The organism is Salibaculum sp., from assembly GCF_035270045.1.
GTDB lineage: Bacteria > Pseudomonadota > Alphaproteobacteria > Rhodobacterales > Rhodobacteraceae > Salibaculum.
On record NZ_DATFIP010000061.1, the window covers coordinates 1 to 13,393 of the forward strand.

Annotated in this window: 14 protein-coding genes, 1 pseudogene and 1 riboswitch; of the genes and pseudogenes, 14 read left to right on the top strand and 1 reads right to left on the bottom strand. The window is 65.0% G+C overall.

All coding sequences use genetic code 11. The features are described from left to right. Positions 1 to 163: 163 nt before the first annotated feature. Together lnt and metK are read left to right on the top strand one after the other, a co-directional pair. Positions 164 to 1,624 (top strand): apolipoprotein N-acyltransferase, encoded by a 1,461-nt coding sequence (gene lnt, locus VJ897_RS11090; RefSeq protein WP_324055729.1) that lies wholly within the window; start codon positions 164 to 166, stop codon positions 1,622 to 1,624. A gap of 17 nt (positions 1,625 to 1,641) precedes the next feature. Then, a riboswitch (SAM-SAH riboswitch) is annotated at positions 1,642 to 1,692 on the top strand. 6 nt (positions 1,693 to 1,698) lie between these two features. Then, a complete protein-coding gene (metK, locus tag VJ897_RS11095) occupies positions 1,699 to 2,880 on the top strand; it encodes a methionine adenosyltransferase (protein WP_324055730.1) in 1,182 nt (393 codons plus the stop codon). A gap of 56 nt (positions 2,881 to 2,936) precedes the next feature. Here the strand turns inward: metK and VJ897_RS11100 are convergent, their stop codons facing one another. Then, positions 2,937 to 3,368: a DoxX family protein gene (locus tag VJ897_RS11100; RefSeq protein ID WP_324055731.1), complete on the bottom strand. Its 432-nt coding sequence runs from the start codon at positions 3,366 to 3,368 to the stop codon at positions 2,937 to 2,939. Positions 3,369 to 3,521: 153 nt separating this feature from the next. Here VJ897_RS11100 and trmB point away from each other — a divergent pair, with 153 nt between their 5' ends. The 12 genes and pseudogenes from trmB to VJ897_RS11160 form a co-directional block, all read left to right on the top strand. After that, positions 3,522 to 4,244, top strand: coding sequence for a tRNA (guanosine(46)-N7)-methyltransferase TrmB (trmB, locus tag VJ897_RS11105; RefSeq protein ID WP_324055732.1), 723 nt, complete (start codon positions 3,522 to 3,524; stop codon positions 4,242 to 4,244). 162 nt (positions 4,245 to 4,406) lie between these two features. After that, entirely contained in the window at positions 4,407 to 5,756 is a 1,350-nt protein-coding gene (aroA, locus tag VJ897_RS11110; RefSeq protein ID WP_324055733.1) for a 3-phosphoshikimate 1-carboxyvinyltransferase, read from the top strand. Beyond that, entirely contained in the window at positions 5,740 to 6,237 is a 498-nt protein-coding gene (locus VJ897_RS11115; protein ID WP_324055734.1) for a hypothetical protein, read from the top strand. The genes aroA and VJ897_RS11115 overlap by 17 nt, the downstream gene beginning before the upstream one ends. Beyond that, positions 6,234 to 6,842: a (d)CMP kinase gene (cmk, locus tag VJ897_RS11120; RefSeq protein WP_324055735.1), complete on the top strand. Its 609-nt coding sequence runs from the start codon at positions 6,234 to 6,236 to the stop codon at positions 6,840 to 6,842. The genes VJ897_RS11115 and cmk overlap by 4 nt, the downstream gene beginning before the upstream one ends. Positions 6,843 to 6,882: 40 nt before the next feature. After that, complete coding sequence (rpsA, locus tag VJ897_RS11125; protein ID WP_324055743.1) at positions 6,883 to 8,742, top strand: 30S ribosomal protein S1; 1,860 nt, start codon at positions 6,883 to 6,885, stop codon at positions 8,740 to 8,742. Between the two features lie 260 nt (positions 8,743 to 9,002). Then, positions 9,003 to 9,284, top strand: coding sequence for an integration host factor subunit beta (ihfB, locus tag VJ897_RS11130; protein ID WP_324055736.1), 282 nt, complete (start codon positions 9,003 to 9,005; stop codon positions 9,282 to 9,284). A gap of 10 nt (positions 9,285 to 9,294) precedes the next feature. Next, complete coding sequence (locus VJ897_RS11135) at positions 9,295 to 9,645, top strand: LapA family protein (protein WP_324055737.1); 351 nt, start codon at positions 9,295 to 9,297, stop codon at positions 9,643 to 9,645. Between the two features lies 1 nt (position 9,646). Further along, the gene (locus VJ897_RS11140) at positions 9,647 to 10,291 is read left to right on the top strand and encodes a phosphoribosylanthranilate isomerase (protein ID WP_324055738.1); all 645 of its coding nucleotides are present in this window, start codon (positions 9,647 to 9,649) and stop codon (positions 10,289 to 10,291) included. A gap of 130 nt (positions 10,292 to 10,421) precedes the next feature. Further along, on the top strand, positions 10,422 to 11,669 hold the full coding sequence (gene trpB / locus VJ897_RS11145) for a tryptophan synthase subunit beta (protein WP_324055739.1): 1,248 nt from the start codon (positions 10,422 to 10,424) through the stop codon (positions 11,667 to 11,669). A gap of 162 nt (positions 11,670 to 11,831) precedes the next feature. Next, a complete protein-coding gene (locus VJ897_RS11150) occupies positions 11,832 to 12,302 on the top strand; it encodes a PepSY domain-containing protein (RefSeq protein WP_324055740.1) in 471 nt (156 codons plus the stop codon). Between the two features lie 92 nt (positions 12,303 to 12,394). After that, on the top strand, positions 12,395 to 13,015 hold the full coding sequence (locus VJ897_RS11155) for a TIGR02466 family protein (protein WP_324055741.1): 621 nt from the start codon (positions 12,395 to 12,397) through the stop codon (positions 13,013 to 13,015). Between the two features lie 46 nt (positions 13,016 to 13,061). Continuing rightward, positions 13,062 to 13,393, top strand: a pseudogene (locus tag VJ897_RS11160) (hypothetical protein); the annotation flags it as partial.

The window sequence follows — 13,393 nt, forward strand, 5'->3', positions numbered from 1 at the left end:
CCGGAATTCGAGGTGGTCGAGGCCGATCCGCGCCGCATCAAGCGGCTGCGCGTGCGGCTGCCCGGGCGCGAAGGTGGCTGACAGAAGGCGCCTGGCGGCGGGTGCCGCGGCAATCGCCGGATGGCGGCGCTCGCGCAGGGGCGGCCTGGCGCTGGCCATCGGGATGGTCCTGTCCTTCGGCCAGATGGGCGAGGGCCCGTTGCGCGCGCTCTGGGTCCTGGCCGGGCTGGTGCTGGCGCTGCGGGCGAGCCATGCGCTGTCGGCCCGGCAGGCCGCGTGGTTCGGTTGGGCCATGGGCCTGGCCTACTTCGGCATCACGCTGCGCTGGATCGTCGAGCCCTTCTTCGTGGACCCGCTGCGGCACGGTTGGATGGCACCGATCGCCATCGTGGGACTGGCCGGGGGGTTGGCGCTGTTCTGGGCCGCGGCCTTCGGTCTGGGGGCTTTCGGGGCTCGTTCGGCAATCCTCAGGCCGGTGGGCGTTGCGGCCGCGCTGATCGCAGCGGAGTTCGCGCGCGCACACGTGTTCAGCGGATTTCCCTGGGCGATGCTGTCCTACAGTCTGATCGGCGGCCCGGTGGATTACCTCTTTGCCGTCGTGGGCCCGCACGGGGCCAGTGCGGTTCTGGTGGCGGTTGCGGTGCTGGCCTCTGTGTCCCTGGACCGGGGCCGGACGATCCTCTGGCCGGGGCTGGCAGTGATCTGCGCCGGGCTGGTGACTGCCAGTTTTGCCACGCCGATGCCCGGAACCAACGAGACGGCGCCCCGGGTGCGGCTGGTCCAGCCCAACGCGCCGCAGCATCTCAAGTGGGACCCTGAGTGGATCCCTGTCTTTTTCGAGCGCGCGATTGCAGCGACTGCTGCCGATCCGCCACCTGACCTTGTGATCTGGCCCGAGACCTCGGTGGCGACGCTCTTGCGCAATGCCGACACCTGGCTCGCACAGATTGGCCGGGCAGGGCGCGGGGCACCGGTCCTGGCCGGCATTCAGCGCTGGGCACCGGAGGCGGGATATCACAACAGTGCCATCGTGGTGGAAACCGACGGCAGCGTCGCCGCGCTCTATGACAAGCAACACCTCGTGCCCTTCGGTGAATATGTCCCGCTGGTCTGGATTTTCGGCAAGATCGGCCTGACTGGCGTCGTGGACATGGCGCGTGGCTACGCCCCTGGCACCGGTGGCGGGACGCTCGATGTTGCCGGCCTGGGCCGGGCGCGCATCCTGATCTGTTACGAAGGCATCTTTCCCGAGGAGATCGTCGAGGGCGGCACGCGCCCGGAGGTTCTGGTCGTGATGACGAACGACGCCTGGTTCGGCACGGGGCCCGGTCCGCGCCAACACCTGCTGCAAGCCCGTGCCCGGGCCATCGAACAGGGCCTGCCCGTACTGCGCGCGGCCAACACCGGCATCTCGGCGGTGATCGACGCGCGCGGGCGCATCGGTGACAGCCTCCCCCTGGGCGAGGCCGGGTACCTTGACGTGCGGGTGAGCGACCCGCTGCCGCCGACGCTCTATTCGCGGGCCGGTGACTGGCCGGTTCTGGCGGTGCTGATAGCCACACTCGGGCTGGTTTCGGTGCGGCGTAGGCGGATTCACGTTGACGGCGACGGGGCCGCTCACTAGGCCGTATGCAACAAGAAATCCGCCCACAACGGCTTCCTGGCGTGGCGCGGCAAAACCTGAACGGAGCACTCTCGATGACACGCGATAATTATACCTTCACCTCGGAATCCGTTTCCGAGGGGCACCCGGACAAGGTGTGCGACCGGATCTCCGATGCCGTTCTGGACGCATTGCTCGCCGAAGAGCCCGAGGCGCGCGTGGCCTGCGAGACCTTCGCCACGACGGATCGCGTCGTGATCGGCGGCGAGATCGGCCTGGCCGACAAGGGCAAGCTGGCCGAGAAGATGGAGGCGATCGAAGGGATCGCCCGCGATTGCATTCGCGACATCGGCTACGAGCAGGACGAGTTCCATTGGCGCACCTGCGAGATCACCAACCTGCTGCACGAGCAATCCGCCCATATCGCCCAGGGCGTCGACGCCGGAGCCGACAAGGAAGAGGGCGCGGGCGACCAGGGCATCATGTTCGGATTTGCCTGCAACGAGACGCCCGAGCTGATGCCCGCGCCGATCCTCTATTCTCACGCGATCCTTAAGCGCCTCGCGGAGGTCCGCAAGAACGGCACGGAACCTGCGCTGCGGCCGGACGCGAAAAGCCAGGTCAGCCTGCGCTATGAGAATGGCAAGCCGGTCGAAGTGACCCAGATCGTGCTCTCGACCCAGCATTCTGACGAGGGCCAGACCAGCGATGACATCCGCGCCATCGTCGAACCCCATATCCGCGCGGTCCTGCCCGCGACCCTGCTCAGTGACCGAACCGAATGGTGGGTGAACCCGACTGGCAAGTTCGTCATCGGCGGCCCCGACGGCGATGCGGGCCTGACGGGCCGCAAGATCATCGTCGACACCTATGGGGGTGCTGCCCCGCACGGTGGGGGTGCCTTTTCCGGCAAGGACCCGACCAAGGTGGACCGGTCGGCCGCCTATGCCGCACGCTACCTGGCCAAGAACGTGGTGGCCGCGGGCCTTGCCGGGCGCTGCACGCTTCAGCTGTCCTACGCCATCGGGATATCGCACCCCCTGTCAATCTATATCGACACGCACGGCAGCGGCGAGATTGCGGAGGAGGCGATCGAGGCCGCGATTGGACGGGTCATGGACTTGACCCCGCGCGGCATCCGTACCCATCTTGACCTGAACAAGCCGATCTATGCCCGCACCGCCGCCTATGGCCATTTCGGTCGCGCGCCCGAGGCCGACGGTGGCTTCAGCTGGGAGCGCACCGACCTTGTCGAGGCGCTTCTCAAGGCGGTCTGATCAAACGGAAAACGTCCCCGCCGGGGCGGGGCCGTATGCGGATTGGCCTGATGGGCTCAGGCGGTGGCGGTTTCGCGTCCGGCCCGCGCGTCGAGCGACCACTTGCCAGGGCCCGCGGCCACCACCATCAGCATACCACCGGCGATGGTCAGGTTCTTCATGAAGCTGATCATCTCGCCCTGGGCGGCCATGCCCTCCATCCCGAGGGAGGGGAGGAAGTGAAACAGCAGGCCGGAGATGACCGAGAACCCGGCCAGCAGGACGGCGGCAATCCGGGCCTGCCAGCCAAGCAGCAGGGCGATACCGCCCGCGACCTCGGTGAGGATGGCCAGCGGCAGGAAGGCGCCGGGCACGCCCATGGCCTCCATGTATTGCTGGGTGCCGGCATAGCCGGTGATCTTTTGCAGGCCTGACAGGATAAACATGAAAGATAGCAGAAGCCGGGCAACCGGCGCGGCATATGGAGTGACTTGGGTCATTTTGCGCATCCTCGTTGTGACAGGTGACCGGGACGGTTTGCGTGTTTCTGGCTAAAGTCACAGTTCGGCATATATCAGCAAAATCCGTGCGTATTCGCACATTAGATGGGTCAAGGATTGCTGCCGTTGCGCAACCGTTGCCACGCCGCTAAAGACCCGCGCATGAGTGACCGCACACAACCTGACAAGCACCCGGACGCACCCTGGCGCAATTTCTATGGCCGCACCAAGGGCAAGGGCCTGCGTGACAGCCAGCGAACTTATCTGGACGAAGACCTGGAAAAGCTCTCGCCCGGGCCGGTCGACTGGGACGCGAACCCCCAGCGTGTGCCGCTTGACCTTGCCGCGCTGTTCGGCGGCAAGGAGGTCTGGCTCGAGATCGGTTTCGGCGGTGGCGAGCATCTTGTCCACCAGGCTGCGGGCAACCCCGATATCGGCATCATCGGGTGCGAGCCCTATATCAACGGCGTCGCCATGCTTCTGGGCAAGATCCGCAAGGCGGGCGTGGAAAACCTGGCCGTGCATCCCGGCGATGTGCGTGACCTTTTCGATGTGCTGCCCGAGGCCTCGATTGCCAAGGCGTTCCTGCTTTATCCCGATCCCTGGCCCAAGAAACGGCACCACCGCCGCCGCTTCGTGACCCCGGACTACCTCGAGGCGCTGGCACGCGTGCTCAAGCCGGGTGCAGAGTTCCGCGTGGCCACCGACATTCAGGACTACGTGCGCCAGACCCTCGAACAGGTGCCGGCACATGGTTTCGAGTGGCTCGCCGAGGGGCCGGCCGATTGGCGCGAGTCCTGGAGTGACTGGATGCCGACCCGGTACGAGCAAAAAGCGCTGCGCGAAGGGCGCGTCCCGCATTACCTGACCTTCCGCAAGTCGTAGCGGGGGGGGGCTGCGCCCGACCTGCCATCGCCGCTTCCCCGCGGTGTTTCCGACCCGAGGCAGCCCCTGGCACCTCGCCCCGGGCGCGCAGATGGGCAGATGGTGTGGACGCTCGCGGCAGGGCGGTCTATCAGGCTGCGGACACCAATCCCGGAGACCCGCATGTCGAGCCATGGCGCCCCCATCCCGATGATATCCCGCAAGGGCGGGCCGTTGACCGGCACCGCCGATGTGCCCGGGGACAAGTCGATCTCGCACCGGGCGCTGATCCTTGGCGCGCTGAGCGTCGGCGAGACCCGGATCACGGACTTGCTGGAAGGCCAGGACGTGCTGAACACCGCCAAGGCCATGCGGGCCTTCGGGGCCGAGGTGACGGATCATGGTGGCGGTGAATGGTCGGTGCATGGCGTGGGCGTCGGCGGGTTCTCGGAACCGGAACAGGTCATAGATTGCGGCAATTCGGGGACCGGTGTCCGCCTGATCATGGGGACGATGGCGACATCGCCCATCACGGTGACCTTCACCGGGGACGCATCGCTCAATGCGCGGCCCATGGGGCGGGTGACGGACCCGCTTGCACTGTTCGGGGCGCAGGCCTTCGGGCGTGACGGGGGGCGGCTGCCGATGACCATCGTGGGGGCGGCGGACCCGGTGCCGGTGCGCTACGCGGTGCCCGTGCCATCGGCGCAGGTGAAATCGGCCGTGCTGCTGGCCGGACTGAATGCGCCCGGCGAAACGGTGGTGATCGAGAAGGACGCGACCCGCGACCACACCGAGCGCATGCTGGCGGGGTTCGGGGCGGAATTGTCGGTCGAGGAAACGCAGGAGGGCCGTGTGATCACCCTGACGGGGCAGCCGGAATTGAAACCGCAGGCGATCGTTGTGCCGCGTGACCCCAGCTCGGCGGCGTTCCCGGTTTGCGCTGCGCTTCTTGTCGAAGGCTCGGACGTGCTGGTGCCCAATATCGGGTTGAATCCGACGCGTGCCGGGCTGTTCCATACCTTGCAGGAGATGGGGGCCGATCTGACCTTCGAGAACATGCGCGAAGAGGGTGGCGAACCCGTGGCGGACCTGCGCGCACGGTTCTCACCCGACATGGCAGGGGTCGAGGTGCCGCCCGAGCGCGCGGCGAGCATGATCGACGAATACCCGGTGCTGTCGGTGGTCGCCGCTTTTGCGCAGGGCAAGACCGAGATGCGCGGCGTCAAGGAACTGCGTGTCAAGGAATGTGACCGGATCGACGCCATGGCGCGGGGACTGCGCGCGGCGGGCGTCAAGGTCGAGGAAGGCACGGACTGGTGGATCGTTCATGGCCGGGACCATGGCGATGTGCCGGGTGGCGTGACGGTCGAAAGCCGCCTGGACCACAGGATTGCCATGGCCTTCCTGGTGATGGGGTTGGCCACGGAGAAACCGATGCGCGTGGACGATGGCGGGCCGATCGCGACGTCCTTCCCGATCTTCGAAGGCCTGATGACCGGGCTGGGCGCCGGCCTTGTCCGGACGAACTGATTTGGGGGCGGCCAGGCGGATCACAGGGGCCGTTGCCCTGGGCAGTTACCTGGTGATGGGGGCGCTGCTCTATTTCACGGTGATCCCTGGTGCCGGGGGGCATGTTCCGCCCGATTTCCGCCTGCTGGGCTATGATGCCGCCGTGATCGCACCTTTCCTGAAGGCCCTGACACCGGAGGCGGGCCAGGCTTATGCCCGGCTTCTAACGGGTTGGGACAGGGTCTTCGCGGTGGCGCTGGCCGCCTGGCTGGCATTGGTGGGCTGGCGCGGGGGAGGGTTGCGGGCCCTCGTGGCGGTGCTGGCGGCACTCTATGCCGGGATCGACCTGGCCGAGAACGCGGCGCTTCACCGCCTTGTTTTCAACCCCGCACCGGACCCGGTGGCGGTGCGTTCTGCCTCGTCCCTGACGCAGGCAAAGTTTGCATCGCTTTACCTGGCTGTGCTTGTCTTGATCTGGCATCTGAGGAGGCCCCGTCCATGAGTTTTACCGTCGCCATCGATGGACCCGCCGCGGCAGGCAAGGGCACCGTTTCCCGGGCGGTTGCCGCGCATTTCGGCTTGGCGCACCTCGATACCGGGCTGCTCTACCGCGCCGTGGGCAAGCGTGTCCTTCTGGGCGAGAACCCGGTCGCGGCGGCACGGGCGCTGAGGGCGGAGGACCTGGAAGCCGATGGCCTGCGCACGCAAGACGTGGCGCAGGCGGCAAGCAAGGTCGCCGTGATGCCGGAGGTGCGCGAGGCCATGGTGGACTTTCAGCGCGCCTTCGCGCGCCGGTCCGGGGGTGCGGTACTGGACGGGCGCGACATCGGCACGGTGATCTGTCCGGAGGCCGAGGCGAAACTCTTCGTGACGGCCAGTGCGGAATGCCGGGCCGAGCGGCGCCTGAAAGAGCTTGTCGAAAATGGACACCAGGCGAGCTATGACAGCGTGCTGGCCGATGTCCGCGAGCGCGACGCCCGCGATTCCGACCGCGTGGCGGCGCCACTGCGGCCGGCGGCGGACGCAACCTGCATCGACACATCGGACCTGACCATTGCCCAGGCGGTAGGCAGCGCGATCGCGGCGGTGACGGCGGCCCGAACCTGACGCCGCCGCAGCCCCCGCGCCTCTTGCCTGTCGCCCGATTATCCCATATACGCGCGCCTGTCGAAGTGGCGGGACAGCCACAAGGCGAGCAGGGTCGGGACCCCCGGCCCTCTTTCGTTTTCGCAAGCCCCGAAAATCGGGTTCGACCAATTCACCCCAAGACCCGCGGAGACAACCGCGTGGCCGGAATAAGACGCTAAAAGGAACAAGTCGCCACATGGCTCAGAACACATCCATGGAGGAATTCGAAGCCCTCCTGAACGAAAGCTTCGAAATGGACACGCCCGCCGAGGGCTCTGTCGTCAAGGGCAAGGTCATCGCCATCGAGGCGGGCCAAGCCATCATCGACGTCGGCTACAAGATGGAAGGCCGCGTCGACGTCAAGGAATTTGCAAATCCCGGTGAGGCCGCCGAGATCGCCGTCGGCGACGAGGTCGAGGTTTACCTGCGCGCCTCCGAGAATGCCCGCGGCGAAGCGGTGATCTCCCGCGAGATGGCCCGGCGCGAAGCTGCCTGGGACCGGCTTGAGAAAGCCTATGCCGCCGAGGAGCGTGTCGAGGGCGCCATCTTCGGCCGGGTCAAGGGCGGTTTCACCGTCGACTTGGGCGGTGCCGTGGCCTTCCTGCCCGGCAGCCAGGTCGACGTGCGTCCGGTGCGTGACGCCGGGCCGCTCATGGGCCTCAAGCAGCCTTTCCAGATCCTCAAGATGGACCGCCGCCGCGGCAACATCGTGGTCTCGCGCCGTGCGATCCTCGAAGAGAGCCGCGCCGAACAGCGCGCCGAGGTCATCGCCAAGCTGGCAGAAGGCCAGGCCGTCGACGGTGTCGTCAAGAACATCACCGAATACGGCGCCTTCGTGGATCTTGGCGGTGTCGACGGGCTGCTGCACGTCACCGACATGGCCTGGCGTCGTGTGAACCACCCCTCCGAGATCCTGTCGATCGGCGAAACGGTCAAGGTGCAGGTCATCAAGATCAACAAGGAAACCCATCGCATCAGCCTGGGCATGAAGCAGCTGCAGGACGATCCGTGGGATGCCGTTTCGGCCAAGTACCCGCTGGAGTCCGTGCACACCGGCCGCGTGACCAACATCACCGACTACGGTGCCTTCGTCGAGCTGGAACCCGGTGTCGAGGGCCTGGTTCATGTCAGCGAAATGTCCTGGACAAAGAAGAACGTCCACCCGGGCAAGATCGTCTCGACCTCCCAGGAAGTCGAGGTCATGGTCCTGGAGATCGACGAGGCCAAGCGCCGGGTGTCCCTCGGGCTCAAGCAGACGATGCGCAACCCTTGGGAGGTCTTCGCCGAGACCCACCCCGAAGGGACCGAGGTCGAGGGCGAAGTCAAGAACATCACCGAGTTCGGCCTGTTCATCGGCCTCGAGGGTGACATCGACGGCATGGTCCACCTGTCCGACCTCAGCTGGGACGAGCGCGGTGAGGAGGCCATCCAGAACTACCGCAAGGGTGACGTGGTCAAGGCCAAGGTCACCGAAGTGGACGTCGAGAAGGAGCGTATCTCGCTCTCGATCAAGGCGCTGGACGGCGATCCCTATGCCGAGGCCATCGGCGGCATCAAGCGCGGGTCGATCATCACCGTCGAGGTCACCTCGATCGAGGATGGCGGAATCGAGGTCGAATACGAGGGGATGAAGTCCTTCATCCGCCGCAGCGACCTGAGCCGCGACCGCGCCGAGCAGCGCCCCGAGCGCTTCCAGGTCGGTGACAAGGTCGATGTGCGCGTCACCAACATCGACAACAAGTCCCGCCGCCTCGGGCTGTCGATCAAGGCGCGCGAGATCGCCGAGGAGAAAGAGGCCGTGGAACAGTTCGGTTCGTCGGACTCGGGTGCTTCGCTTGGCGACATCCTCGGCGCCGCGCTCAAGGGCGACGACGACTGAGGCGAGGCGTCCAGTCTTGATCCCGAAGCCTCCGCCGCTTCCGCGGCGGAGGCTTTTTGTTTGCGAATCAAAGCCGGGCGGACGGGATGCCTGATCGGTTGACCGGCCCGCTTCGCGGGGCAACAAGGCTGAAATCCTGATCCTCCCTCATCGAATTTGTTCAAGAAACACCGTCACCGCTATTTCGTGAAGGCGGCAACGCCCCTATAGTGTGAGGGCGTCGGGGACGTCGGCGCATCATCCGAAGGGGAGACGATCACATGATCCGTTCGGAATTGATCGAGAAGATCGCCGAAGAGAATCCTCATCTCTACCAGCGGGATGTGGAGCGTATCGTCAACACCGTGTTCGAACGCATCATCGATGCCATGGCCGATGGCAACCGTGTCGAGTTGCGTGGCTTCGGGGCCTTTTCGGTCAAGAAGCGTGATGCCCGCGTTGGGCGCAACCCGCGTACCGGCGAGGCGGTTCAGGTTGACGAGAAGCATGTCCCGTTCTTCAAGACCGGCAAGCTCTTGCGCGACCGGTTGAACGGTGGGTAGGGCAGGGACCATGAGCTACTTCAGATACACCTTCTGGGGCGTTGTCGCCTTGGTGCTGGTCGTGGTGGGGCTGGCCAATCGAACGCCGACGCAGTTGCGCGCGATGCCCGACGAGCTGGCGCAGTTCCTTGGGCTTTCCCCCACGATCGAGCTGCCGCTATTCGTGGTACTGTTCCTCGGTGTGGCACTGGGCCTGGTCATCGGGTTTCTGTGGGAATGGCTGCGTGAACGCCGCCTGCGCTCGGAGGCGCGGTTGAAATCGCGGGAGCTGGACCGGCTGCGCCGCGAGGTGGACCGCCTGAAGGAAGAAAAGCACGAGGGTCAGGACGAGATCCTGGCAGTGCTCGACAAGGCCAGCTGACATGCCTGAAATCGCGGTGAAGATCTGCGGTCTGCGGAGCGCGGAGGATGTCGGCGCGGCCATTGACGCTGGCGCGCGTTACCTGGGGTTCAACTTCTTCGAGCGCTCGCCCCGGTCAGTGACGCCGGACCTGGCCCGGGCGCTTGCGCTGGAAGTTCCACCGGGCGTCGCCAAGGTGGCGCTGGTCGTCGATCCGACGGATGCGGCGCTCGACGCGCTGGTGGATACTGTTCCGCTGGACATGCTGCAGTTGCACGGAAGCGAATCGCCAGAGCGCGTGGCCGAGGTCCGCGCCCGTTACGGGCTTCCGGTGATGAAATGTCTCGGCATTGCCGGACCCGAGGACCTGGGTGCGATTGACCACTACAGCGCCGTGGCCGACCAGTTGCTGCTGGATGCCAAGCCGCCCGAGGGAGCCGCGTTGCCCGGCGGCAACGGCCTTGCCTTCGACTGGCGCCTGCTGGCCGGGCGCAAATACTGGACCCGACCCTGGATGCTGGCCGGCGGCCTTACGCCCGAAAACGTAGGGGTGGCTGTGAACCGGACCGGCGCGGTGCAGGTTGACGTGGCCTCGGGCGTGGAAAGCACGCCGGGGGTCAAGGACGCGGGCAAGATGGCCGCATTCATAAGTGCCGCCCAGGGCTGAATTCGGCTGGCTTGCACTGGCAGGCACGCTAATCTCACTGCCACGACAAGACTTCCCCCAGACAAGGCCTGCATGCTTTCCTAAGGCCGCACCTTGGGCTAGAGGAAAGCGATGCAGCAGGGAGCCAGCGATGAACGACCTCTTCAATTCCTTCATGACCGGCCCGGACGAACAGGGCCGTTTCGGCGATTTCGGCGGGCGTTTCGTCTCCGAGACGCTGATGCCGCTGATCCTCGAGCTCCAGGCCGAGTACGATCGGGCCAAGGATGACCAGGGCTTCTGGAACGAGATGCAGGACCTCTGGACGCATTACGTGGGCCGGCCCAGCCCGCTCTATTTCGCGGAACGCCTGACCGGGCACCTTGGCGGGGCCAAGGTTTACCTCAAGCGCGACGAACTCAACCACACCGGCGCGCACAAGGTCAACAACGTGCTTGGCCAGATCCTGCTGGCCCGCCGCATGGGCAAGACCCGGATCATCGCCGAGACAGGCGCCGGCCAGCACGGCGTCGCCACCGCCACGGTCTGTGCCAAGTTCGGCCTGCAGTGCATCATCTACATGGGCGCCCATGACGTGCGCCGACAGGCACCCAACGTGTTCCGCATGCGCCTGCTGGGGGCCGAGGTCATTCCTGTCACCAGCGGGCGCGGCACGCTCAAGGATGCCATGAACGACGCCCTGCGCGACTGGGTTACGAATGTGCGCGACACGTTCTACTGCATCGGAACCGTTGCCGGGCCGCATCCCTATCCGGCCATGGTCCGAGACTTCCAGTCGATCATCGGCAAAGAAGCCAAGGAGCAGCTCCAGGAGGCCGAGGGCCGCCTGCCCGACACGATCATTGCGGCCATCGGGGGCGGGTCCAACGCGATGGGGCTGTTTTATCCGTTCCTCGACGACAAGGAGGTGCGGATCATCGGGGTCGAGGCCGGCGGCAAGGGCGTCGACGACCGGATGGAACATTGCGCGTCCCTGACCGGCGGCCGGCCCGGCGTGCTCCATGGCAACCGCACTTACCTTTTGCAGGATGACGACGGGCAGATCCTCGAAGGCTTCTCGATCTCCGCCGGCCTGGATTATCCCGGCATCGGGCCCGAACATTCGTGGCTCCACGACATCGGGCGGGCCGAATATGTGTCCATCACCGATTCCGAGGCGCTGGAGGCCTTTCAGCTGAGCTGTGCGATGGAGGGCATCATTCCCGCGCTGGAACCGAGCCATGCCTTGGCCCATGTGATGAAGATCGCGCCGGACCTGCCCCGCGATCACATCATCATCATGAACATGTGCGGACGGGGCGACAAAGATGTGCAGACCGTGGCACGGCACCTGGGCTTCGACATGACGGATACCGAGGAAGGCCGCGACACGGACTGATACCCATGGCTGGCGGCCCATAAACCTGGGTTTATGGGCGGCTACCTGCAGTTTATTGTACCCTGATTAAACCTCTGGACGATGGATCGTGGCGGGTCGGGCCGTCCAGTTTCGGGTCACGTCGCATATGCGGCGCAACAAGACCATTCGGAGATCAGATCCATGAAAAAGACCCTTCTCGCAACCACCGCCACCCTGGCCCTGGCCAGCACGCCCGCGCTTGCGCAATCTGCCACCGACCAGATCGTGGCCGATCTGCAAAGCCAGGGCTTCACCTACGTCGAGGTCCAGGAAGGCCCCAGCCAGATCAAGGTCGAGGCCGTCCGCGACGGCATGAAGCTGGAAGTGATCTACGATTCCGCGACCGGAGAGATTCTCAGGCAGGAAACCGAAGTGGCCGAGGGGGAATACGCCACACGCACCGGTGTGGAAATCGAAAGTGACGACGAGGACTTCATCGACGACGAGATGGACGACGACGAGGACGACGACGAGCGCGACGAAGACGACGAGCGCGATGACGACGAAGAAGATGACGATGAAGACGACGATGTCGAGGACGATGAAGACGACGAGGAAGACGACAAGGACGATGATGAAGATGATGAAGATGATGACGAAGACGAAGACTGACCGCGGCCTTTAGCGACCGGTCCAGGCCGCTCCTTCCCCTGATGCGCCGGAGGGAGCGGTCAACATGCGACGTAACCGACAGGCAGATATCCATGCTCGAACAGACCAGGTATGAAAAGCTATTCTCGACGCCGGTGTTCCGGTTTCAGGTCCCCGATCCTGTCGCCTTCAACGAGGCGCTTCTGGAGGAGGGCAACCGAATGCGTGCCGGATCGGGCGGGGCGTCGAAGTCCAACCGGGGCGGATGGCATTCAGAGGGAAACCTCTTCGATCGGGACACCGATTGTGTAAACAAGCTGCGCGACCTTGCAACCGAGGCGATCTTCACGGCCAATGAGAAGATCGGTGCGCAGGCCCCGAGAGAGGCGCTCGCACTGAAGATTTTCGCCTGGATGAATGCCAACCCCAAGGGTGCCTTCAATGCACCGCATACCCATCCCGGAGCGCATTGGTCGGGGGTCTATTATGTGGCCCAGCCCGAGATCGAGACCGGAAACTCCGGCATGATCGAATTCATCGACCCACGCACGGACCTGCCGAACTGGCGCATCCTTCAGGCACCGTCTTTCCGAATGAAAAAGAAGCTGCGCCCAGAGCCGGGCGAGATGGTCCTTTTCCCGTCCTACCTTGTTCACTGGGTCTATCCCAACGAGTCGAGCGAAGAACGCTGGTCCATTGCCTTCAACGCAACTTTCAGGAAGGCCAGAAAATGACGGTGCCTCCGGCCGCCTGGGGCGTTGCAATGCCAGGGAAACCGGGATGATCCGTGCCGCGCTTATCGCTTTTGCGCTGTCAGCGACCCCGGGCTTTGCCCAAAGTGTCGAGGAGCAGGTCCTGACGCAGTTGCAGGACCAGGGCTTTGTCGAAATCACCATGCACCGCACCCTGCTGGGGCGCTTGAGGGTGGTGGCAACCAGTCAACGCTTTCGCCGCGAACTGGTTATCAACCCCAATACCGGCGCGATTCTGCGCGACTATTGGGAGGAATTGTCGGATGACGGGGGCGACGACGAAAATAATGTGCGCATCTATGTTCCCGATGACGAGTACGATGATGAAGGGGATGATCCGGACGACATCGACGACGGTGA